At 70.9% G+C, this 21,675-nt stretch carries 17 protein-coding genes; 5 read left to right on the forward strand and 12 right to left on the reverse strand.

What is annotated here, in order from left to right; translation table 11 throughout:
* Nucleotides 1-535 precede the first annotated feature (535 nt).
* Nucleotides 536-1,543 carry a stage II sporulation protein M gene (locus ACIBW9_RS22570; RefSeq protein ID WP_398957670.1) on the reverse strand — a complete coding sequence of 336 codons (1,008 nt, stop codon included), beginning with the start codon at nucleotides 1,541-1,543 and terminating at the stop codon, nucleotides 536-538.
* 129 nt (nucleotides 1,544-1,672) lie between these two features.
* Here ACIBW9_RS22570 and ACIBW9_RS22575 point away from each other — a divergent pair, with 129 nt between their 5' ends.
* Nucleotides 1,673-2,647 carry an RDD family protein gene (locus tag ACIBW9_RS22575; protein WP_398957672.1) on the forward strand — a complete coding sequence of 325 codons (975 nt, stop codon included), beginning with the start codon at nucleotides 1,673-1,675 and terminating at the stop codon, nucleotides 2,645-2,647.
* 95 nt (nucleotides 2,648-2,742) lie between these two features.
* Here the strand turns inward: ACIBW9_RS22575 and ACIBW9_RS22580 are convergent, their stop codons facing one another.
* The 7 genes from ACIBW9_RS22580 to ACIBW9_RS22610 all read right to left on the reverse strand — a co-directional run bounded on the left by ACIBW9_RS22580 (nucleotide 2,743) and on the right by ACIBW9_RS22610 (nucleotide 11,450).
* Entirely contained in the window at nucleotides 2,743-3,357 is a 615-nt protein-coding gene (locus ACIBW9_RS22580; protein ID WP_398957674.1) for a hypothetical protein, read from the reverse strand.
* 157 nt (nucleotides 3,358-3,514) lie between these two features.
* Nucleotides 3,515-4,972 carry an adenosylhomocysteinase gene (ahcY, locus tag ACIBW9_RS22585; RefSeq protein WP_398957676.1) on the reverse strand — a complete coding sequence of 486 codons (1,458 nt, stop codon included), beginning with the start codon at nucleotides 4,970-4,972 and terminating at the stop codon, nucleotides 3,515-3,517.
* A 680-nt stretch (nucleotides 4,973-5,652) separates the two neighbouring features.
* On the reverse strand, nucleotides 5,653-6,633 hold the full coding sequence (locus ACIBW9_RS22590) for a cation diffusion facilitator family transporter (RefSeq protein WP_398957678.1): 981 nt from the start codon (nucleotides 6,631-6,633) through the stop codon (nucleotides 5,653-5,655).
* A gap of 136 nt (nucleotides 6,634-6,769) precedes the next feature.
* Nucleotides 6,770-7,921 (reverse strand): mannose-6-phosphate isomerase, class I, encoded by a 1,152-nt coding sequence (manA, locus tag ACIBW9_RS22595; RefSeq protein WP_398957680.1) that lies wholly within the window; start codon nucleotides 7,919-7,921, stop codon nucleotides 6,770-6,772.
* Between the two features lie 75 nt (nucleotides 7,922-7,996).
* Nucleotides 7,997-9,127: an SIS domain-containing protein gene (locus ACIBW9_RS22600; RefSeq protein WP_398957682.1), complete on the reverse strand. Its 1,131-nt coding sequence runs from the start codon at nucleotides 9,125-9,127 to the stop codon at nucleotides 7,997-7,999.
* 181 nt (nucleotides 9,128-9,308) lie between these two features.
* The gene (locus tag ACIBW9_RS22605) at nucleotides 9,309-9,494 is read right to left on the reverse strand and encodes a Trm112 family protein (RefSeq protein ID WP_344402083.1); all 186 of its coding nucleotides are present in this window, start codon (nucleotides 9,492-9,494) and stop codon (nucleotides 9,309-9,311) included.
* A 591-nt stretch (nucleotides 9,495-10,085) separates the two neighbouring features.
* On the reverse strand, nucleotides 10,086-11,450 hold the full coding sequence (locus tag ACIBW9_RS22610; RefSeq protein WP_398957685.1) for a phosphomannomutase/phosphoglucomutase: 1,365 nt from the start codon (nucleotides 11,448-11,450) through the stop codon (nucleotides 10,086-10,088).
* 178 nt (nucleotides 11,451-11,628) lie between these two features.
* On the opposite strand from ACIBW9_RS22610, the gene ACIBW9_RS22615 reads away from it, so the two are divergent.
* Nucleotides 11,629-11,754: a hypothetical protein gene (locus tag ACIBW9_RS22615; protein ID WP_398958731.1), complete on the forward strand. Its 126-nt coding sequence runs from the start codon at nucleotides 11,629-11,631 to the stop codon at nucleotides 11,752-11,754.
* Between the two features lie 864 nt (nucleotides 11,755-12,618).
* On the opposite strand, the gene ACIBW9_RS22620 is transcribed toward ACIBW9_RS22615, so the two are convergent.
* Nucleotides 12,619-12,996, reverse strand: a complete 378-nt coding sequence (locus ACIBW9_RS22620; RefSeq protein WP_030941657.1) for a DUF3499 domain-containing protein — start codon at nucleotides 12,994-12,996, stop codon at nucleotides 12,619-12,621.
* Between the two features lie 343 nt (nucleotides 12,997-13,339).
* On the opposite strand from ACIBW9_RS22620, the gene ACIBW9_RS22625 reads away from it, so the two are divergent.
* Nucleotides 13,340-13,789, forward strand: coding sequence for a metallopeptidase family protein (locus tag ACIBW9_RS22625; protein WP_398957687.1), 450 nt, complete (start codon nucleotides 13,340-13,342; stop codon nucleotides 13,787-13,789).
* Nucleotides 13,790-13,864: 75 nt separating this feature from the next.
* Here the strand turns inward: ACIBW9_RS22625 and ACIBW9_RS22630 are convergent, their stop codons facing one another.
* The 3 genes from ACIBW9_RS22630 to ACIBW9_RS22640 form a co-directional block, all read right to left on the reverse strand.
* Nucleotides 13,865-15,433 (reverse strand): DUF5719 family protein, encoded by a 1,569-nt coding sequence (locus tag ACIBW9_RS22630; RefSeq protein WP_398957689.1) that lies wholly within the window; start codon nucleotides 15,431-15,433, stop codon nucleotides 13,865-13,867.
* Nucleotides 15,430-19,077, reverse strand: coding sequence for a glycosyltransferase family 2 protein (locus ACIBW9_RS22635; RefSeq protein ID WP_398957691.1), 3,648 nt, complete (start codon nucleotides 19,075-19,077; stop codon nucleotides 15,430-15,432). The genes ACIBW9_RS22630 and ACIBW9_RS22635 overlap by 4 nt, the downstream gene beginning before the upstream one ends.
* A gap of 185 nt (nucleotides 19,078-19,262) precedes the next feature.
* Nucleotides 19,263-19,526 carry a WhiB family transcriptional regulator gene (locus tag ACIBW9_RS22640; protein ID WP_010986447.1) on the reverse strand — a complete coding sequence of 88 codons (264 nt, stop codon included), beginning with the start codon at nucleotides 19,524-19,526 and terminating at the stop codon, nucleotides 19,263-19,265.
* 639 nt (nucleotides 19,527-20,165) lie between these two features.
* Between ACIBW9_RS22640 and ACIBW9_RS22645 the strand changes: the two genes are divergently transcribed.
* The gene (locus tag ACIBW9_RS22645; protein ID WP_398957693.1) at nucleotides 20,166-20,678 is read left to right on the forward strand and encodes a cysteine dioxygenase; all 513 of its coding nucleotides are present in this window, start codon (nucleotides 20,166-20,168) and stop codon (nucleotides 20,676-20,678) included.
* 33 nt (nucleotides 20,679-20,711) lie between these two features.
* Nucleotides 20,712-21,671, forward strand: a complete 960-nt coding sequence (gene cofD, locus ACIBW9_RS22650) for a 2-phospho-L-lactate transferase (protein WP_398957695.1) — start codon at nucleotides 20,712-20,714, stop codon at nucleotides 21,669-21,671.
* Nucleotides 21,672-21,675: the final 4 nt, after the last annotated feature.

The following is a 21,675-nucleotide window of genomic DNA, read 5'->3' on the forward strand; positions in this document are numbered from 1 at the left end:
TCACGAGAGCGGAACCGCCGGGCGGAACAAGCCCGGGCGGTTCACAGCGTCCTCGCTGTGTTTTTTCAAAGGAACCTCGCCACCAGGAAACTTCCTGGTGTCGGGGTATCAACATATCTGGCGTTGATTTTTGGCACGCTGTTGAGTTCTCAAGGAACGGACGCTTCCTTTGTACTCACCCTCTCGGGCTTTCCTCCGGGCGCTTCCCTTCGGTCTTGCGTTTCCGACTCTATCAGACCGTTTCCCGATCCGATTTCCTCGGCGCTTTCCAGGTTCCCGCTCTCGCGTTTCCCTTTCCGGCGGTTCCGACTTTATCAGAAGTTTTGAGCCGGACTGACCGGCCGCTCATTTCCGATTCATCGGGAGTGGCTTCCTCGAAATCAATGTTTCCGAGAAGCAGACAGATACTCACGGCTGCCGACCGGACTAGATCCAGTTCCAGGCAACTGTTCGAATCTACCTCCCCACTTGGTCCGTGTCAACGGCTCCTGTGGGGCGAAGGAGAGACTAACAGGTCGGGAGGCGCGGCCGCACATCAGGCGGCCGTCGGCACCGTGGCGCTGCGCTCCGCTGTCTGGACGTCACCCGTCTCTCCGGCACGGGCCGCTCGGCCGCCCAGGACGAAGACGTACACGAGGAAGGCGAGTTCCACAGCGACCCCGATGCCTATTCGAGCCCACGTGGGCAGGCCGGAGGGGGTGACGAAGCCTTCGATGGCGCCTGAGACGAAGAGGACGAGCGCGAGGCCGATCGCCATGCCCACGGCGGCACGGCCCTCCTCTGCGAGGGCTGTGCGGCGGGAGCGGGGGCCCGGGTCTATGAGGGTCCAGCCCAGACGGAGGCCGGTTCCGGCGGCTACGAAGACAGCCGTCAGCTCGAGCAGGCCGTGGGGGAGGACCAGGCCGAGGAAGGTGTCGAGTCGGCCGGCCGAGGACATCAGCCCGAAGCCGACCCCGAGGTTGATCATGTTCTGGAGGAGGATCCAGAGGACGGGCAAACCGAGGAAGACGCCCAGGATCAGGCACTGAGCGGCGGCCCAGGCGTTGTTCGTCCAGACCTGGGCGGCGAAGGACGCCGCAGGGTGGCTCGAGTAGTACGTCTCGTACTGTCCCCCTGGGCGGGTGAGTTCACGCAGCTCGCCGGGGGCCGCAATCGTGGCCTGCACCTCGGGGTGGGTGCCTATCCACCAGCCCAGGAGGACAGCGACGACGGTGGAAAGAAGCGCCGTGGGGACCCACCAACGGCGCGATCTGTAGACCGCAGCAGGGAATCCCTGCGTCAGGAAGCGGGTGACGTCTCGCCAGGAGGCACGTCGGGTGCCTGTGACTGCGCTACGCGCGCGTGCCACGAGCTGGCTGAGGTGTCCGGTCAGCTGCGGGTCAGGGGCGCTGGACTGAATCAGAGAGAGGTGAGTGGCCGTGCGCTGGTAGAGCACGACGAGTTCGTCGGCCTCGGCGCCGGTGAGACGGCGTTGACGCCTGAGGAGGGCGTCGAGGCGATCCCATTCGGCTCGGTGGGCGGTGACGAAGACGTCGAGGTCCATCGGTTTGCCTGCTCCTCGGCTGTTCGTCGGCGGCTCGTCCTGGGGTCAGCTTTTCGTACTGCGGCGCGATGCGCCCTCAGCTTGGCAGACTGGCCGTTCACGGGGCAGGCCAGGGGAAGGACTACGGGCGTGAGTGAGCTAGTGACGGGCGAGGCGGTGGCGCTGGAGTTGCGTCCCGCGAGGCTGCCCAGCAGGGCGCTTGCAGTACTGCTCGATCTGACCGTGGCCATGCTCGTCTACGTGGTCCTGACCATCGCTCTCGTCGCTGCCACGGCTTCGCTGGATGACGCGGCGCAGATCGCGGTGTCGATCGCGACCTCTGTTCTGTTGCTGGTGGGCGGGCCGATCGCGGTCGAGACGCTCAGCCATGGGCGATCGCTCGGAAAGCTGGCGTGCGGGCTGCGGGTGGTGCGGGACGACGGGGGGCCGATCCGGTTCCGGCATGCCCTGGTTCGGGGTGGGATCGGTGTGGTCGAGATCTTGATGACGTTCGGGGTGGTCGCCTGCATCGCATCCCTTGTGTCGGCTCGCGGGAGACGGCTCGGCGACGTATTCGCCGGGACCCTCGTCGTTCGGGAAAGGGTGCCTGTGGTGCGGACGGGCTTCTTGCCTCCGCCACCGCCCTGGCTGGCCGGGAGGTTCTCGGGGCTTGATCTGTCTGCGGTTCCCGACGGGCTGTGGCTCGCCGTCCGTCAGTATCTGTCGCGCATGCAGCAGCTGGATCCGCAGGTCGGCTGGGCGATGGCGGAGCGACTCGCATCCGACCTCTCGGCGCGTACGGGTACGCCGGTTCCGCAGGGGGTTCCCCCGGCGGCGTTTCTGGCGGCTGTGTTGCAGGAGCGGCAGGCTCGGGAGGCGCGACGGGCCTTCGCGAATGGAGCCGCGGTCGGGAGCCCGGCTGCGGGTGCCGTGCATCCGGCTGGTGCGCCTGGCTCCTACGAGCCCCCGGCTGAATTCCCCCCGGTGGTGGCTCCGACGGCTGCCCATGTGGCGCAGGCGGCTCCGGCGCACGAGACCGTGCAGACCAGCCAGCCGGATGCACCGTCGAGCGACCGGCCGGCGGGCACAACCACCGAGTCCACCGGGTTCGTACCGCCGGCGTAGGCCCCTCGCGCCCCCAGCTAGGAGCCGTCTGGTCCCGGCAGCTGTGTCCGCGCGTTCCCCTGCACCACTTCGGCCACCTTCTCGCTCAGGTGAATTCAGGTGAATGTCGACGGCGGCGATTCGAGGTCTTCGAGCTCGATGCCTGGCGCGGCGAGCACCACGTCGCCGGCGATGTGTACGGCGTGCTGCTCACCCGTGTCCAGGGCTGTGACCTGGTACTCGTCCACGGTCAGGGGGGTGTTGTCAGTGGCGTGTGTTTCTCTGTTCACCAAGGCCCAGGACTGGTCCACGGTGCGCGGGGCGAGGACGGGGTCGGTGAAGGCGATGAGGCGTACGCGAGTTGCTGTGGCGGAGGGGGTGAGGCGCAGGAGACGGGTGGTGGCGATGAGGAACGCGGGGGAGGTGCCGGTGAAGGCGTGGGCGCGGACGTTGCCTTCGGTGGCATGGACTCCGGTGGGGTCCGTCCGGACCCAGGTGACGCCGTCGAGAGCGGCACCGCGGACCTGCCAGCCCGCGGCATGCAGCTCGAGGCGGATGGGGCGGCCCAGCCCGTCGAGGGCAAGGTCGACGGAGCCCTGGTGATCGCCCGCGGGAGTGGTGAGTTGCGAGACGTAGCGCCAGCCGGAAGGTCCGGGGGCGCAGTGGAAGTGCTCTTCTGCGAGGGGGGTGTGATCGTGCGGATCGTGGAGCGAATAACGGCCGCGGGGCATGGGGGTCCTGGGTCTTGACGGGCTGGTCCGGCGGACGGGCCTCGGAGCCAAAGGGGCAGGCCCCCGACACGGGGGTGCGGGGGCCTGCCTCGGAGGAACTGCTGCTGGTGAGCGCGTCAGCGCACCGACACGCTCACCATCGGCTGCGCCGAGCCGCTCAGTAGCGGTAGTGGTCCGGCTTGTACGGGCCCTCGACGTCGACGCCGATGTATGCGGCCTGCTCGGGGCGGAGCGTGGTCAGCTTCACGCCGAGCGCGTCCAGGTGGAGCCGGGCGACCTTCTCGTCGAGGTGCTTGGGCAGCGTGTACACGCCGGTCGGGTACTCGTCGGGCTTGGTGAACAGCTCGATCTGGGCCAGGGTCTGGTCCGCGAAGGAGTTGGACATCACGAACGAGGGGTGGCCGGTGGCGTTGCCCAGGTTCAGCAGACGGCCCTCGGACAGGATGATGATCACCTTGCCGTCGGGGAAGGTCCAGGTGTGGACCTGCGGCTTGACCTCGTCCTTGACGATGCCCGGGATCTTGGCGAGGCCGGCCATGTCGATCTCGTTGTCGAAGTGACCGATGTTGCCGACGATCGCCTGGTGCTTCATCTTGGCCATGTCCGAGGCCATGATGATGTCCTTGTTGCCGGTCGTGGTGATGAAGATGTCGGCCTTGTCGATGACCTCGTCCAGCGTCGTGACCTGGTAGCCGTCCATCGCCGCCTGGAGGGCGCAGATCGGGTCGATCTCGGTGACGATGACGCGGGCGCCCTGTCCGCGCAGGGACTCCGCGCAGCCCTTGCCCACGTCGCCGTAGCCGCAGACGACCGCGGTCTTGCCGCCGATGAGGACGTCGGTGGCACGGTTGATGCCGTCGATCAGGGAGTGGCGGCAGCCGTACTTGTTGTCGAACTTCGACTTGGTGACGGCGTCGTTGACGTTGATCGCCGGGAACAGCAGGACGCCGTCACGCTGCATCTCGTACAGGCGGTGGACGCCGGTGGTGGTCTCCTCGGTCACGCCGCGGATCTCCGAGGCGAGCTGGGTCCACTTCTGCGAGCCGTTGGTGATCGTGCGGTGCAGGAGTTCGAGGATGACGCGGTGCTCGTCGGACTCGGCGGTGTCGACGGAGGGGACCTTGCCGTCCTTCTCGTACTCGACGCCCTTGTGGACGAGGAGGGTGGCGTCACCACCGTCGTCCAGGATCATGTTCGGGCCGCCGGTGGGGCTGTCCGGCCAGGTCAGCGCCTGCTCCGTGCACCACCAGTACTCCTCCAGGGTCTCGCCCTTCCAGGCGAAGACCGGGACGCCCTGCGGGTTCTCGGGCGTGCCGTTCGGGCCGACGGCGATGGCGGCGGCCGCGTGGTCCTGGGTGGAGAAGATGTTGCAGGAGGCCCAGCGGACCTGCGCGCCCAGGGCGACCAGGGTCTCGATGAGCACGGCGGTCTGCACGGTCATGTGCAGGGAGCCGGTGACACGGGCACCGGCCAGCGGCTGGGTCTCGGCGTACTCCTTGCGGATCGCCATCAGGCCGGGCATCTCGTGCTCGGCGAGGGTGATCTCCTTGCGGCCGAAGTCGGCCAGGGAGAGGTCGGCGACCTTGAAGTCCTGTCGGTTGTCGACAGTCGTCATTGCGAGCTGCTCCTCGGGGTTGGGACGAGGGTTGGGTACGGCTGGTCTGCGCGGCGGCGGACACAGGGGTGCCCGAAGAGGACACAGGCATGCCCGCGTACGCGCAGCGCAGTCCGTCGGAGGCCCTCTCTCCCTCGGTCGGTCCGCGGTGGGACCGCCCGACCGCCATCAGCAGCGACGTCTGGCTCGGTTCCAAGCTACACCGGCCGCTCGTGCGACCCCAGTCCGCCTTCGAACACATCACGCTGATCGGGGCCTTCGCCGGGTGCCGGTCTCCAGGGTTGGGGGGCGATAACAGGACGGCTACGAACGGGAGAACAGGAGGCAGCAGACCAGGTCGAACAGGGGCTTTCACAGCTTTGAGCAGGGCCGCGGATGTTGCCGGACGCCAGGAGATCGGGAACTGCTGATCGATCTTGCGAGGCGTCCGGGACGGCGTTTTGCGCCACAAAGGCGTGAGGAGATCGATGTGACCAATCCGGCGGCCCTCCCCCACGGGCGGTGGCACGACGCGGACGGCGCTGCAGCATGCCGGCCGAGGACGGGAACTGGGCGGGATCGCGGCGGTGGGCGTACGGAAGCGTGCCGTCGTGCCCCCGGCTCCGCGCTGGGCCGTGCGGGATGACGAAAGGTGCCCGCCGAGCGTTCGGCGGGCACCTTGGGCGTACGGCGAAGTGGTGTCAGTGACCGGCGGGGTGTGGCGTCGGGCCGCCGGGGGTGGCCTCGCGGTCGGGGCCCTTGGCGGCCTCGGCCTCGCTGTAGATGTCCGGCTCGAGGTAGATGACGCGGGCGATGGGGACGGCGGCGCGGATGCGGGCCTCGGCGGCGTTGATGGCGGAGGCGACCTCCGCGGCCGTGTCGTCGTGCTGGACGGCGATCTTGGCGGCGATCAGCAGTTCCTCGGGGCCGAGGTGGAGCGTGCGCATGTGGATGATGCCGGTGACCGTGTCGCCGTCGACGATGGCCGCCTCGATCTGCTTGACCTCGTCGATCCCGGCGGCCTCTCCGAGGAGGAGGGACTTGGTCTCGGCGGCGAGGACGAGGGCGATCAGGACGAGCAGGATGCCGATGCAGACCGTGCCGATGCCGTCCCAGACGCCGTCGCCGGTGAGCAGGGCGAGGCCGACGCCGCCGAGTGCGAGGACGAGACCGATGAGCGCGCCGAAGTCCTCCAGGAGGACCACGGGCAGCTCGGGTGCCTTGGCGCGGCGGATGAACTGCGACCAGGACAGCTTGCCGCGCAGCTCGTTCGACTCCTTGATAGCCGTCTTGAAGGAGTAGCCCTCGGCGATGATCGCGAACACGAGGACGCCCACCGGCCAGTACCAGTGCTCCAGCTCGTGCGGGTGGCGGATCTTCTCGTAGCCCTCGTAGATGGCGAACATGCCGCCGACCGAGAAGAGGACGATGGAGACGAGGAAGGCGTAGATGTAGCGCTCGCGGCCGTAGCCGAAGGGGTGCTGCGGGGTCGCCTCGCGCTGGGCCTTCCTGCCGCCGATCAGCAACAGGAACTGGTTGCCCGAGTCTGCGAGCGAGTGGACGCCCTCGGCGAGCATCGACGAGGAACCGCTGAACGCGAACGCCACGAACTTCGATGCCGCGATCGCGAGGTTGGCGCCGAGTGCCGCCACGATCGCCCTGGTGCCGCCTGACGCGCTCATCTGTCCGCGTTGTCCCTTCGCCTACGTACGTACGCCGTCCGGGGCCCCGCCTCGTCACGGCTTTGCCCGTCCTTTGCCGGTGGGCCATTCTTGCAGCCCTGCCCGACGACGGCGCTTCAGGTATCCACAACCCCGGTCATACGATCACAGTGGCCCGGAAGACCGTACCCGCCCCCGACACTTCGGCCTTCTCGCCCGCCGGGACGAACACCGACTGGCCGGGGCGCAGTTCGTGTCCGCCCGCCTGCACGGAACCGGCCGTGCAGAGCAGGATCTGCGGGGTGGCGCGGGTGAGGTCGTGAGCGGAGCCACCCTCGGGGAGGACGTAGCGCGACAGCCGGAACTCGTCGATCGGGGTCTCGTAGACCTCCTCGCCGTCCGGGGACGCCTCGGGGCGCAGCACGCCGGGGTCGCTCGCCTCGAAGCGGACGATGCGCAGGAGTTCGGGGACGTCGACGTGCTTGGGGGTCAGACCGCAGCGCAGGACGTTGTCGGAGTTGGCCATGATCTCGACGCCGAGGCCGTTCAGGTACGCGTGCGGGATGCCCGCGCCGAGGAACAGGGCCTCGCCGGGCTGCAGACGTACGTAGTTGAGAAGCATCGCGGCGATGACGCCCGGGTCGCCCGGGTAGTGGTGGGCGATGTCGGCGTAGGGCGCGTAGTCGCCGCCGAGACGGGTGCAGGCGGCCGCGGCTTCGGCGACCGTGTGGTGCATCTCCTCGGGGTCGGCGGTGAGGATCGCCGTGAGGACCTCACGCAGGGCGGCGTCCTCGGGGTGGGCGTGCAGCAGGTCGACGTACGGCTTGAGGGAGTCGACCCCGAGGCCGTCGAGGAGGGCGGCCGCCCGGAGTGGGTCGCGGAAGCCGCACAGGCCGTCGAACTCGGTGAGCGCGCAGATCAGTTCGGGCTTGTGGTTGGCGTCCTTGTAGTTGCGGTGCGGGGCGTCGACGGGGATGTTCCGGCGCTCCTCGTCCTCGTAACCCTCCTTCGCCTGCGCCAGGTTGGGATGCACCTGGAGGGAGAGCGGGGCGCCGGCGGCGAGGATCTTGAGGAGGAAGGGCAGGCGGGGGCCGAACCTGGCGACGGCGGCCGGGCCGAGTTCCTTCTCCGGGTCCGCGTCGACGACCTCGACGAGCGTGCCGCGTCCGGTGCGCGAGGGGGCGCCGGGGTGGGCGCCCATCCACATCTCCGCCTGCGGTTCACCGGTCGGTTCGGCACCGAGCAGATGCGGGATCGCGGTGGTCGAACCCCAGGCGTAGGGACGGATGGTGTTGTCGAGGCGGTCCATGCTGTGTCTTCGTCTCCGTACGTACGCCGCGCTCGGCGGGCGCTGGTCAGTAAGCGCGGGTTGCGCGGGTCAACGTCAGGCCCCCGAGGCGAGCGCCAGGTAAACGGCGGCGAAATCCGTGATGGCGATCAGTTCGGCGAGGGTCTCCAGTTCGCCGCCGGGTTCCGGTTCCAGTTCGCTGATCGGCGTGTCGTGACTGAGGGCCAGGTCACGGGCGGCGGGTGCGGCGGTGAGGCCTTCGATCGGGCGGTCGCGGAGCAGCACCACGCGCGCGTGCAGGGCGGGTGCTTCCTCTACGCGGTCACGGAAGAAGTCGTCCGGGTCGGCGCTGGCGGCGAGCGGGCCGGCCAGCAGGGCGCTGTGTGCGGCGAGTGCCTCGGGGAGTTCGGCGACCACCGCCGGGCGGCCGGAGAGTTCGGCGAGGGCCGCCGCGAAACGCCTTCCCGCGGGGCCTGCCGAGACGCCCTCGGTCCATACGACGGGCAGCGCGTCGGCGAGTTCCGCGGCGAGCGTCTTGGCGGGGTTGCTGTAGGTCGCGATGGCGGGGCCGCAGCGTTCGGCGATGTGGTCGAGACGGTCGGCGATCTTCTCGATGGCCTCCGGTGGCGCGGTGACCAGGCCGGTGCGGTCAAGAAGGGCGAGGAGGGGTGTGAGCAGCGCCCACAGGACACCGGGGGCGGAGGCGGCGAGCTCCTGTTCGTCCTGCTCGTACGGGGCTGTCGCCATCGGTACGAAGAGGCCGTGGGCGCCTTCCACCGCCTCGGTGAGCGGGGTGCGGGCGGGGGCGACGGCGACGACCGTGCAGCCGCGGCGGTAGGCCGCCTCGGCGAGCAGGGACAGGCCCGGTTCGGTGCCGTCGGGGGTGGTGATCAGGAGCAGGTCGACGCTGCCGGCCCAGCCCGGGAGTTCCCAGCGCAGGGCACCCGCGGCGGGGGCGACGCCGGTGGGGGCGAGGCGGATGACGGGGCTGCCGGGGCCGGCGAGCGTGCCGAGGAGGTCGGCGGCGCAGATCGCTGCGGCGCCGGGGCCGGCGATGAGGACCGCCCGGGGGCGGCCGTCGGGCTTGAGGTCGCCCACGCCGGCCTCCGCGGCGTGCCGGGCGGCTGTGCGGACGCGGGCGCCTGCCTCGGCGGCGCCGCGTAGCAGGCCGCGGCGGTCGGCCTCCGAGAGGGCCTCGGGGGTGTCGAGCAGCGATTCGTCGAGCATGGGCGGCAGCCTCCGATCGCCGGGGGTTCTTTGTGTGCGCCGGGTTGTGCGCGCGGCGGGGCTTGGTGTGCGGTGCCCCTTTGCGCGGGTGCCCTTTTGCGCGGGGTGCCTCTTCGCGCGGGTGCCTTTTTTGCGCGGTGGCTTTTGCGGGTGCCTTTTTGCGCGGGTGGCGGGCTCGGCGTTACGCGGGGCGGCGGGCCTCGTCGACGAGCAGGACGGGGATGCCGTCGCGGATGGGGTAGGCCAGGCCGCAGTCCTTGCCGGTGCAGATCAGCTCGGTTTCCTGCTCGTTGGCTTCCTGCTCCTTCAGCGGGGCGTGGCAGGCGGGGCAGGCGAGGATCTCCAGGAGGCCGGCTTCGAGCGGCATGGGTGTGTCCCTTCGGGGGGCGCGCGAGTGCGTGTGCGGATGTGCCTGGTCAGCGTACCGCCGTGGGGGGCGGGGTGCCGGGGTTGGGACGGGGTCGGGTCGGGTGGCTGTGGGAGGGGGTCGCCCCCGCCGCCCCTACCCGTTCCCGTCTCCAGGGGCGCTGCCCCTTCGACCCCGCCAGGGGGCTCCGCCCCCTGGACCCCCATCGGCCTGAACGGCCTTGTCCTCAAACGCCGGACGGGCTGAAGGTGCCGACCGGCCCTGAAGAGACACGACCCCGGCAGACGGGCGGGGAATCGGGACGCCGACCCCGACCCCACACGCCAGACCAGCCGAAAGTACCCACCGGCGCTGAAGAGACACGACCCCGGCAGACGGGCGAGGAATCGGGACGCCGACCCCGACCCCGACCCCACACGCCAGACCGGCTGAAGTTACCGACCGGCACCAAAGAGACGCGGCCCCCGGCGGCGGGTGGGGGCGGGACGGCGGCCTCAGGCGTCGAGCGGGCTGCAAGATCCCCGTTGGCGTCAGAAAGGGTGGCGGCCGGGTTGGCGTGGTGGTGTCGGAGGCCGACCCTGCCCGGTGCGGTCAGGCGCGGATGATGGTCAGGGCCTCGTCTCGGATCTTTGTCATGGTGGCCTCGTCCCTTGCCTCCGCGTTCAGGCGGAGCAGGGGTTCCGTGTTGGAGGGGCGGACGTTGAACCACCAGTCGGCGGAGGTGACCGTCAGGCCGTCGAGTTCGTCGAGGGTGATGTCCTCGCGGGCGCCGTACGCCGCCTTGATGGCCGCCAGGCGGTCGGCCTGGTCGGCGACCGTCGAGTTGATCTCTCCGGAGCCGATGTAGCGGTCGTACTCGGCGGTCAGGGCGGAGAGCGGTCCGTCCTGGCCGCCGAGGGCCGCGAGGACGTGGAGTGCGGCCAGCATGCCCGTGTCGGCGTTCCAGAAGTCCTTGAAGTAGTAGTGCGCCGAGTGTTCGCCGCCGAAGATCGCGCCCGACTTCGCCATCTCGGCCTTGATGAAGGAGTGGCCGACTCGGGTACGGACCGGGGTGCCGCCGTGCTCGCGCACCACCTCGGGGACCGACCAGGAGGTGATCAGGTTGTGGATGATCACGCCCTTGCCGCCGTTCCTGGCCAGCTCGCGCGCGGCCACCAGGGCCGTGATGGCGGACGGCGAGACCGGGTCGCCGTGCTCGTCCACGACGAAGCACCGGTCCGCGTCGCCGTCGAAGGCGATGCCCAGGTCGGCGGACTCCTCGCGCACGCGCTGCTGCAGGTCGACGAGGTTCGCCGGGTCCAGCGGGTTCGCCTCGTGGTTGGGGAACGTGCCGTCGAGTTCGAAGTACATGGGTACGACGGTCAGGGGCAGGCCGGCGAAGACCGTGGGGACGGTGTGGCCGCCCATGCCATTGCCCGCGTCGACGACGACCTTCAGGGGGCGGATGGAGGTCAGGTCGACGAGGGAGCGCAGGTGGGCCGCGTAGTCCGACAACGTGTCGCGCGAGGTGATGGTTCCCGGCTCGGCGACCGGCTCGGGGGCGCCCGACTCGCTCCACTGCTCGGCCAGTTCGCGGATCCGGGACAGGCCCGTGTCCTGGCCGACGGGCGCCGCGCCCGCGCGGCACAGCTTGATGCCGTTGTACTGCGCCGGGTTGTGCGAGGCCGTGAACATCGCGCCCGGCAGGTTCAGGGCGCCCGAGGCGTAGTACAGCTGGTCGGTCGAGCACAGGCCGATCTCGGTCACGTCGACGCCCTGTGCGGCCGCCCCGCGCGCGAAGGCACGCGACAGGCCCGGGGACGACGGCCGCATGTCGTGGCCGATCACGATCGCGTCCGCACCGGTCACCTGGACGAAGGCCGCACCGAAGAGCTCGGCCAGCGACTCGTCCCACTGGTCCGGGACCACCCCGCGTACGTCGTACGCCTTCACGATCTGCGACAGATCAGCAGCCACGGCCAACCCTCCTGAAGTCCTATCGGTCGCCTCAAACTACCCGTAGCGGCAGGCCGTGCGTCGTGCGGTCTCGGAGTGGGCTTCCAGCCGTAGCCTCAGGTCAGAGACGGGTGAGAAACCGGGAAGGACGGGGGAGGATCCGGACACCTCGGCCAACGCCCTCTTCGGAGCCCTCCAGGTGACCGCGGCCCGCGAGGGGGATCTGCTGCGCAAGGTGCTGCCCTGGAGCGCGGGCCTGCTGCTGGTGATGTGCCTGATCGTGGTGGGCCTGAGCTCACCGGTCCTGGACTGGATGCTGCCCTGACTCTTCCCGGAAGGTTCATGACAGCCCACTCCTTGACCACCACGCGCGCGTGCACACCGAGCACGACCGCCGTGCAGACGCCGGCGAGCAACACGAGCGTGCCGCCGGCCGACAGCAGTCGCGCGGGACTTCGGGGCGTGCGTCCTGCTCTCCAGTTCCTCGCTGCGTACGCCGGTCAGTACGCGCGCGCGTACCGACTCGGAGGCGGGTACGCGCGCTTGCGGTACGGCCACCAGGGCGCCCGCGCCCACCAAGGAGGCACCCATGTCGGCAAGTTGCGCGGCGACGTAGTTGGAGGCGGCGAACTGGGCGACGGCGAAGGCGACTCCGCACACCAGGGCAGGAAGCCTCGGCTTCGACTCGGTGCGCGCCGCGGTCGTCGCGCTCGTCGCCGGTCGCCTTCGGGGCGATGGGCACACCGGTCGGGACGCTCGCGCAGGCGACGGCGCTGCCGCTGGACTCCGTGGCGCGCCGAAGCAGAACGCGACCACGAGCGCCTGGATGCACGGGCCGCCCGACAGCCGCCCGAAGGAGCGGCGCTGGGCGTTCACCGCGGTCCACAGGGTGGGAAAGGCCGAAGCCGACCCCCTGGGCGGCGCTGGAGAGCGTCTGATCGAGCGGCACGCGGTAGGGCGGGGCAGGCGCCCAGAGCGGCCGCCAGAAGCCCCATCAGGCCCGCCAGGTGCGCCTCGAGGGCGGACCGGCCGAGTGAGTCGGCACCGGGTCCCACAGGACAACCTCTTGGATTCCGGCATACGGAAAGCGTTTTCCCACCAGACAACATCACCGAAACGATCGTGTCCGCGCGAAGGGCACCTCAATGGATGTGCACCACTGGGCGGAACGGGGGACGGGAAGCGCGGCTCAGTTGTCCGGAGAGCGCAGTACCCGCAGATGCCCGCGGCGTGCGACCTCCATCGGGTCCGCCGTGCGCGCCCCGCCACCGCCGGCGCCTGCCGCCCGCTCCTGGGGGCGGGCCGCCTCGCGGACCGCGTTGGCAAGCGCTTCCAGGTCGTCGCCGCTGGGGCGGGCCGGAGCGGAGCCGTCGAGCAGGCGGACGACCTCCCAGCCGCGCGGGGCGGTGAGGCGCTCGGAGTGCTCGGCGCACAGGTCGTAGCAGTGGGGTTCGGCGTAGGTGGCGAGCGGGCCGAGGACCGCGGTCGAGTCGGCGTAGACGTACGTCAGCGTCGCGACGGCGGGACGGCCGCAAGCGGTGCGCGAACAGCGACGTACAGGGCTCACGACGTTGGACGGTACCGCACTCTTGAGCGGGCCGCGACGACTCTCCCCCAGGTCACTCCACCGTGTCGTACTGTGAAACACCCCACACCCCTCCCTTGAAACACCCGGCTGACCTGCGCGGACACGCATTCACACGACCCTGCGCACCTCTTCGCCCGATCAACACACCGTACAAACCCCGTCAATTACCCCAAGATCGTCGGTCTCGTAGAGATATGGAATCGAGCCCAACCTTGGCTGGAATGGTCATCCTGCGACAGGCCGTCCAGTGGAGCCCGAGGCACTCCGGCCGACCGCGTGGGGCACCGCGCGCGGTCCCGGCGGGGACTACGCTTCACCAGTGATGGACAACCCCGTACCGCACCGTGCCGCCCGCCCCGGGCCCCGCCGTCGTGATCGCCACGGCCGGGGCATGCGCGGCCCGATCGCGCCGCCCCAGGTGCCGCTCGCCGCGAGCCGTGCCGAGGCGTTCGCGGATCTGGTGCAGGACTCCGTGGAGCGGCTGGAACGGCGGTGGCCGCAGCTCGCCGAGATCGACTTCCTCGTCCTCGAGGTGCCGCGTCTGGACGGGCCGACCGAGGCCTGGAGCGACGAGGCGGTGCCGCTGGGCGGCACGATTCCCTCCCGGGAGGGGCGGCCGGCCCGGGTGGTCGTGTACCGGCGGCCGGTGGAGATCCGCACGAAGGGGCGGGACGAGCGGGCCGCTCTGGTGCACGAGGTCGTTGTCGAGCAGGTGGCGGAGTTGCTGGGGCTCACTCCGGAGACGGTGGATCCGCGGTACGGGGAGGACTGAGCGGGCCTGAGCGGCCTCGTCCTCGAACGCCGGACGGGCCGAAAAGATCGAACCCCGGCCGGCGCTCACCAGCGGCTACTTCTGCAGTACCGACAGGTCCTGGTCCGCCTCCGGTACCGCCACCGTCCCCCGGTCGTCCGGCAGTGTCTGGACCGTGAAGCCGGGGACTCCCTCCTCCGTCGCCGCCAGGGTGCGTGCCGCGTAGACCGGGCCGCCGGACAGTGGCTCGACCGTCAGGGCGTAGGTGCCCTGGAGGCCGCTCGGGACGGGGGCGGCGATGTCCTGGGTGGTGCCGGCCTTGATCGTGTAGGTCTTCGAGACCGCGGTGCCGCCGTCGCTGCCAGCGGACGCGGTGACCTTCACCTGGGCGGTGCGGGTGGGTGCGGCCAGGGACAGCGTGGTGCCCTTTCCGCTGTTGTCGGCGGACGTCGCGCGCGTGCCCACCGGGCTGGTGGCCGGGATGAACGCCGTCTCCTGCTTGTCGCCCTTGCCCCGTACGACGCGCAGCGCGGCGACCACCGGTACGGACTTGTCGGTGGGCGTGAGGACCAGGGAGCCGGCCTCGCCGCGGGTGACCGGACCGAGGTCGACGGCGGTGGTCATACCGGCCTTCACGTGCAGCGTCTCGTTCCCGGCGGGCGTGATCTGCCCGGACGGGGAGGCGAGCCGCAGCTTCAGGTCGGCGTCCGCGTCGCCGGGCGTGAAGGCGATCAGGCGCACGGCCGTGGCGTCCTTGGGGATGCCGGGCAGGACGAGGCTGCCCGCCGGGTCCGTGGCCGCGGCCAGCCAGTCGCCGCCGAGTTTGTCGTCGAGGGCCTGTACGGCGGCACCCACGCGTCCGCTGCGGACGTTCACATGCACGGTGAGGTCGGTCTGCTTCTCGTCGGTGAGCGTGGACAGCAGGACCGGGTCGCTGGAGTGCGGTGCGACGGTGATGCCCTCCCCCACGGTCGACTTGAGGGCGCCGTCCTTGCCGTACAGCTCGATGTCGACGACGGCGGCGGAGTCGTCCGGGTTGGTGAGGTGGACGTAGTCGGTGCGGGCGGGGTCGGTGCTGGCGCCCGGGAACCAGAACTCGGTGTCCGGGGCGGTGCAGTTGACGCCCTGGAGGCCGCGTCCGGTGCCCGCGGCGACCTCGGTGGTCTCCTGAACCGCCCAACCGGGCGCCAACCTGCCCTCGGCGGTGCCGACGAGCGCGGGTGTGTCGGCACCCGAGGTGTCGCCCGTGACGGGCTTGCCGGGCTCCTTGGGCGTGAGGACCGGCTTGTCGGTCGTCGGCTTGCCGGCCTTCTTCTTGTTGCCCTTTTTGCTGTCCTTCTTGCCGCCCGTCTTGCCGCCCGTCTTGCCGCCCGTCTTGCCGTCGGCGCCCGATGTGTCGGCCGACTGCTCGGTGGCGGACCGGAGTTGGGCCGTGCCGTCGCTTCCCGTGCCCTTCGTGACGGGCGTGAAGGACGTGTACGACGTGTCGGCGAGGTCGGAGGTGCTGGGCTGCGGGCACAGCAACGTGGTGCGCTCCACGGGCAGTTCGGCGGCCGCCTTGGCGGTGCCCGCGCCGGAGGCGCCGGGCGCGGTGAGCGAGGCGAAGCCCGTGATGGCGGCGAGCGCGGCCGTGCCGGCGATCAGGGAGATGGTGGTGCGGTTCACTGCTGACTCCCGTCGGGGCGCTCAGGGGCGTGCGGGTGCGGCTGCGCCGGGTCGTACGTCGGGTCGTAGCCCTGCTGGTACGACGGGTCGTACGCGGTCTGGTCGTACGCCCCCTGGGAGGAGCCTCCGTAGGCGTACGGGTCGTACTGGCCGCCCTGGTACGGGTCCGCCTGGTACGTCTGGTCGTAGGTGCCCGCCGGGTACTGCTGGGTGCCCTGGTACTGCTCGTTGCCGTAGCTGCCGTAGTCGGCACCCTGGTAGCCCGCCGCGTCCCAGTCGCCGTAGGACTGCTGGTGCGGGACCGCCACCGGCGTCTCCTGCGCGGGAGGAGACGGGAACTCCTCGCTCGGGGCCTCTTCTTCGGCCTCCGCCTGGGCGCGCAGACGGCGGGCGCGGCGGCCCTCGCCGGCGACGGCCTCCGCGGGTACGGCGGGCTCCTCGGGGAGGTCGTCGTCGACGTCGCGGCGCCGGCCGGGCAGGGCCAGGACGACGAGGACGACGGCCAGGAGGCCCTGCGCCCACAGCCAGGCGGTGTGGGTGATCGGGTCGTCGAAGGTGATGTCCAGCCTGCCGCCGGAAGCGGGGAGTCGGAAGCCCTGGGCCCAGCCGTCGAGCGTGGTGCGGGTGAGCGGCCTGCCGTCCAGGGTGGCCGTCCAGCCCTCGGAGGCGGTGTCGGCGAGGCGCAGGACGCGGTCGCCGGAGCCGGCCGGGACGGTGGTGTGGATCTCGACGGGTCCGGCGGCGACGGGCTGCGCCGTACCGGAGCCGGAGGCGGGGACGAGGGTGGCGCGCGCCACCTCCTGGTCGACCCGCCACAGGGCGCTGCCGTCCTGCTGGCTCAGCCGGGAGAGGCCGGGGGTGGCGTCCAGGACGCGGGTGACCTCGCGGGGCGCGCCCTTGCGGACGAGGACGTAGCGGACGGCGAACTTGCCGAGCTGGTCGGTCTGGTCGGCGCCGGAGCCGGCGACCAGATTGGCGACGACCTTGTCGAGCCTTGCGTTCTCGCCGTCGGCCGCGGCGCTCTCCGCGTCGCCGAGCCGGGCGCCGGAGCCGCGCACCAGGGTGTAGCCGACGCGGGCCGTGGAGTCGCTGTCGAGCACGAGCGTGCGTGCCTGGTCGCTGGTGCCGCTCTCCTCGGCGACGAACGCGGGGACCTGCACGGGGTCCTGCCGCTCGACCGGTCCGTCGGCGCCGCGGATCATCCAGCCGAAGGCGATGACCAGCGGGCCCGCGAGCGCGGCGAAGGCTATGAGTGCGGCCACCGGCTGGCGCCAGCCGAAACTCTGCTCGGCCACGCGCGCGCGTGCACCGTCGGCGCCGATGACGGCGGCGGTCAGGAGGGCGAGGCCGTAGACGAGGGTGGCCGGGCCGGCCCAGGTCGAGCGGTTGGACAGGACCGCGAAGACGAGGCCCACCAGGGCGACCGCCCAGGCCGTCCGGATTCCGAACTGACGCTCCGAGCGCAGCAGGGCGGCCAGCGCGGCCAGGACGACGCCGATGAGCATCAGCCCGCTGACCGTGCCCGGGCCACCGGGGCTCATGCCGAGCAGATCGAGGGCGGAGGCGGCCGAGGGGCCGTAGTCGAGCCCTGCCTCCTTGAAGAAGCCGAACGGGAGCAGCGTCAGCGACCAGGGGGCGAGGACCAGCAGGGGCGTGCCGAGCTGGGCCAGGAAGCGCAGGCCGTGGGCGGTGAGATCGGTGCGCCGCACGGCGAGGGGCGCGAGGCCCAGGAGCAGCGCGAGAGGCCACACGATGGGCGTGAACGCCGTGGTGATCGTCAGCAGCAGCGTGTACGCCCAGGTGGCGCGCCAGCTGCCGGGTGTGCCCGAGGCGTTCGCGAGGCCGCTGGCCGCGATGCCCGCGCGCGCGATGAGCGGCAGCAGCACGGCCAGTACGGCGGTGCCGATGCGGCCGCCCGCGAGCGCGCCCGTGGCGGCCGGCAAGAAGGCGTAGACGACGGCCGCCCAGGCGCGCAGCAGCCGCGACTCGACGAGCGGGCGGGAGGCGAAGTACGCGGTGACGCCGGCCAGCGGCACCGAGCACACGAGCAGGACCGTCACCGCGAGTCCGGTCGAGCCGAACAGCACGGAGGCGAGCATCGCCACGATCGCGAGGTACGGCGGCGCGGACGGGGTGCCGCCGGCGCCCACGGCGTGCCAGGAGTCGAGGTAGCGCGACCAGAGCTCGCCGGAGCCGGCCGGGGCGGGCAGCAGGGCGCCGCCCGCGAGCGCGCCGCCGCCGAGCAGGGCGCGGCAGGCGACCAGCGAGACGAGCAGCAGCACCAGGAAGAGCATCGGGCCGGGCTTGCGGCCGATGCGCTTGAGGCGGGCGAACTGCTCGATCTCCAGGAAGTCGGCGTCGTCGCCGCCGGGTCCGGACTCGACGGCGCCGCCGTGCCGTCCGGCGCCGGAGGTCACCTCCGGGTCGGAGCGGCCGACGAGGTCGCCCGCCGCCTGTTCGACGGTGGCCCGTATGGTCGCGCCGGGCGGCGGGAACAGGGCGCGCAGTTCGCCCTTGTCGATCTGCGGCTGCCCACGCCTGCGCCGTCCGGCGATGATCCGCTCGGGGCGCAGCAGCGTGCCCAGCAGACCGCGGATCTCGTCGACGGCCTGCCCCGGGACCTTGCCGACGAGGTAGGCGACGGTCCGCAGGAGCGTGCCGAGCACGAGGCGCACCAGCACCCAGGGCAGCGCGGCGGTACGCGTGTTGACCAGGAGGGTGTAGACGGCGCCGGCCTTGTCGACCTTGTGCGGGGAGGCGACGGTACGGCCCGAGCAGTCGACGGTGCGGCGCTCGCGGGAGGCCGCCTCGGCGTGTCGTACGACGGCCTCGGGGGCGACGAGGACGCGGTGGCCGGCGGCGGTGGCGCGCCAGCACAGGTCGACGTCGTCACGCATCAGCGGCAGCCGGCTGTCGAAGCCGCCGAGCTGTTCGAAGACGTCGCGTCGGATGAGCATGCCGGCGGTGGACACGGACAGCACGGTCCGGACGTGGTCGTGCTGTCCCTGGTCCTGTTCGCGGCGGTCCAGGCCGGTCCAGCGGCGGCCGGAGTTGGCGATGGTGACGCCGACCTCGAGGAGCTGGCGGCGGTCGTACCAGCCGCGGAGCTTGGGGCCCACGACGGCCACGTCGTCGCGGCCGAGCTCGAGTTCGTTCTCCACGACGCGCAGCAGCTGGGCCAGGGCGTCGGGTTCGGGGGCGCAGTCGTCGTGCAGCAGCCACAGCCACTGGACCGGCTCGCCGTGCGGGAGTTCCGGCATGTCGTAGGCGTCGTCGCGCCAGCTGCGGGTGACCGGGTCCCAGCCGCTGGGCCGCTTCAGATAGGGCAGCTCGTCGGGGGTCAGGACGGGCGCGCTGCGTTCCGCCTCCTCGACGGCCTGGCCGAAGCCGGTGCGCCGGGCGAGGTGCAGCACGCGGTCGGCGCCGAGGGCGTCGGTGACCAGCTGGGCGGAGTCGTCCGCGCTGCCGGTGTCGGCGGCCACGACGTACTGGACGGGGCGCTCCTGGCCGAGCAGCCCGGCGAGCGCGTCGGGCAGCCAGCGGGCGCCGTCGTGGGAGACGACGACCGCCGTCACCACGTGACGCGGAAACTCTGGTGTGGCAGCGAGGTCTTGGTGGGCTGCCGTGTGGCTGTGCGCGGACATCGAGGTACGGGCCCCGGTTCGATGGACTGCGGTGGACGTCTGTGCCCCCTGGGGGCAGCGAGGCGTCTCGGACGAGCGACCACACTATCGGCTGGGCATCACAGCGGCCCGCCGCCTGTGGATAACCCCACCTGCGACGGGCCGTTCGAATGTGTTTCGGTTGTGTGAGGGCGTCGACCGCCCGGTCAGATGGCGGCCTTCTTCAGACGGCGTCGCTCACGCTCGGACAGTCCGCCCCAGATGCCGAAGCGCTCGTCGTTGGCGAGGGCGTATTCGAGGCACTCGGAGCGGACTTCACAGGCCAGGCAGACCTTCTTGGCCTCACGGGTGGAGCCGCCCTTCTCGGGGAAGAAGGACTCGGGGTCGGTCTGGGCGCACAGCGCGCGCTCCTGCCAGCCGAGTTCCTCGTCCGCGTCGTCGACCAGCAGTTGCTGCACCAGCTCGGTCATGTGCGCCCCTCGTCTGTCTTTCGCGTCCCCGTGATGTAGCCGTTACCGATTCCGGCTGAACGACACGAGTGAAATTACAAGTGTGCTGCTCCGGGCGAGTCAAGCCGAGATCTGCTATTGAGCCCCTTATTCACTCTGCGGAACCAAGGCCATGCGGAAAGTGTTCAAATCGGCATAAACCTTGACATGCAGACGAGGCCCAGACGGGCCTTCGCCCCCGAGCAGAGCCTGTACGGGGAAGGACGCCCGCAGATCCGATCTCGTTCCACGCGCACCTCGATGCAAACCGGATCACAGTCGGATCACAGGACCGCAACGAGGTTTGAGCGCCATGTGTCCCGGGTGACGCATGCACAAACCTTTCGCCTCAGACATGAACCGGATGAGGTGAACCATGTCCCACATACCGGGCGTCGAGTTGACAGTGAAGGTGTGAACCGCTGTTCTTGTGGGCATGCTCGCGAACTTGGCGCTCACCTCGACCCGCACCGCCGGGTCCCACGGTGCTGCCCGCGCTCGCTGTAGCTGTTGTTGCTGTGCCAGCTGTTGAGCCACACCTGCTCCGGCTGTAGGCCCTGTCGACCGTGACGGGCTCCCGTTCCCTCTGACCTTCTTTCACTGAGGAACCACGCACCCCTTATGAACAGCGACAACGACCTCCAGATCGCCGGCGACATCCTCGAAGTGCAACACCTGCTGCAGCCCCCGCGCGAGCACCCGGCCACCGTCGCCGAGTTCGTGGGCCTGGCCCGCTCCATCGCCGCCGACCGCTCCCAGTGGGAGCACCTCGTCGAGTACGACGCGACGACACGCTGGTACCACCGGCTGCGCACGGGGCCGGGCTACGAGGTGTGGCTGCTGTCCTGGGTGCCCGGTCAGGGCAGCGGGCTGCACGACCACGGCCGCTCCTCCGGTGTGCTGACCGTCCTGGAGGGCACGCTGACCGAGCGCACCGAGCGGGGCACGCGCGCGTTGGGCCCGGGCGCGCAGCGGGTGTTCGCGCCGGGGTATGTGCACGAGGTCGTCAACGACGCGCTGGAGCCGGCGGTCAGTCTGCACGTCTACTACCCGGGCCTGACGGAGATGCCCATGCACACCGCCTGCACGGCGGCCCCGGCCGCGTACGACGAGGTCGACGTCGTAACCGCCTGACGCGTTGTCGTACCCGCCTGTAAGACTTGGCCCATGCGCATTGTGGTTCTGGCAGGCGGCATCGGTGGTGCACGGTTCCTGCGCGGTCTGAAGCGGGCCGTGCCGGACGCGGACATCACCGTCATCGGCAACACCGGGGACGACATCCACCTCTTCGGACTGAAGGTCTGCCCGGACCTCGACACGGTGATGTACACGCTCGGCGGCGGTATCAACGAGGAGCAGGGCTGGGGGCGGGCCGAGGAGACCTTCCACCTCAAGGAGGAGCTCGCGGCGTACGGCGTGGGACCGGAGTGGTTCGGGCTCGGGGACCGGGACTTCGCCACGCACATCGTGCGGACCCAGATGATCGGCGCCGGGTATCCGCTGAGCGCGGTGACGGAGGCGTTGTGCGACCGGTGGAAGCCGGGCGTACGGCTGATTCCCATGACGGACGACCGGGTCGAGACGCATGTGGCCGTCGAGGTCGACGGTGAGCGCAAAGCGGTGCACTTCCAGGAGTACTGGGTGCGGCTGCGGGCCTCGGTGCCGGCCGAGGCGGTCGTGCCCGTCGGGGCGGAGCAGGCGAAGCCGGCGCCGGGTGTGCTGGAGGCGATCGGGGAGGCGGACGTGGTGCTGTTCCCGCCCTCGAACCCGGTGGTCTCCGTGGGCACGATCCTCGCCGTGCCCGGCATCCGGGAGGCGATCGCCGATGCCGGAGTGCCCGTCGTCGGCCTCTCCCCCATCGTCGGGGACGCGCCCGTGCGGGGCATGGCCGACAAGGTGCTCGCGGCGGTCGGCGTGGAGTCGACGGCCGCGGCGGTGGCCGAGCACTACGGATCGGGGCTGCTCGACGGCTGGCTCGTCGACACCGTGGACGCGGGCGTCGTGGAACGGGTCGAGGCCGCCGGGATCCGGTGCCGGGCCGTACCGCTGATGATGACCGACATCGAGGCGACCGCCCGGATGGCACGTGAGGCATTGGCGCTGGCGGAGGAGGTGCGGGTGCCTTGAGCGG

This window comes from Streptomyces sp. NPDC049541, from assembly GCF_044465725.1.
GTDB lineage: Bacteria > Actinomycetota > Actinomycetes > Streptomycetales > Streptomycetaceae > Streptomyces.

Bases quoted from the DNA above. Each gene is read 5' to 3' on its own strand.
- ACIBW9_RS22570 (WP_398957670.1), bottom strand. From the start codon at position 1,543: ATGGACCTCGACGTCTTCGTCACCGCCCACCGAGCCGAATGGGATCGC.
- ACIBW9_RS22580 (WP_398957674.1), bottom strand. From the start codon at position 3,357: ATGCCCCGCGGCCGTTATTCGCTCCACGATCCGCACGATCACACCCCC.
- ahcY (WP_398957676.1), bottom strand. From the start codon at position 4,972: ATGACGACTGTCGACAACCGACAGGACTTCAAGGTCGCCGACCTCTCC.
- ACIBW9_RS22590 (WP_398957678.1), bottom strand. From the start codon at position 6,633: ATGAGCGCGTCAGGCGGCACCAGGGCGATCGTGGCGGCACTCGGCGCC.
- manA (WP_398957680.1), bottom strand. From the start codon at position 7,921: ATGGACCGCCTCGACAACACCATCCGTCCCTACGCCTGGGGTTCGACC.
- ACIBW9_RS22600 (WP_398957682.1), bottom strand. From the start codon at position 9,127: ATGCTCGACGAATCGCTGCTCGACACCCCCGAGGCCCTCTCGGAGGCC.
- ACIBW9_RS22605 (WP_344402083.1), bottom strand. From the start codon at position 9,494: ATGCCGCTCGAAGCCGGCCTCCTGGAGATCCTCGCCTGCCCCGCCTGC.
- ACIBW9_RS22625 (WP_398957687.1), top strand. From the start codon at position 13,340: ATGGACAACCCCGTACCGCACCGTGCCGCCCGCCCCGGGCCCCGCCGT.
- ACIBW9_RS22635 (WP_398957691.1), bottom strand. From the start codon at position 19,077: ATGTCCGCGCACAGCCACACGGCAGCCCACCAAGACCTCGCTGCCACA.
- ACIBW9_RS22640 (WP_010986447.1), bottom strand. From the start codon at position 19,526: ATGACCGAGCTGGTGCAGCAACTGCTGGTCGACGACGCGGACGAGGAA.
- ACIBW9_RS22645 (WP_398957693.1), top strand. From the start codon at position 20,166: ATGAACAGCGACAACGACCTCCAGATCGCCGGCGACATCCTCGAAGTG.
- cofD (WP_398957695.1), top strand. From the start codon at position 20,712: ATGCGCATTGTGGTTCTGGCAGGCGGCATCGGTGGTGCACGGTTCCTG.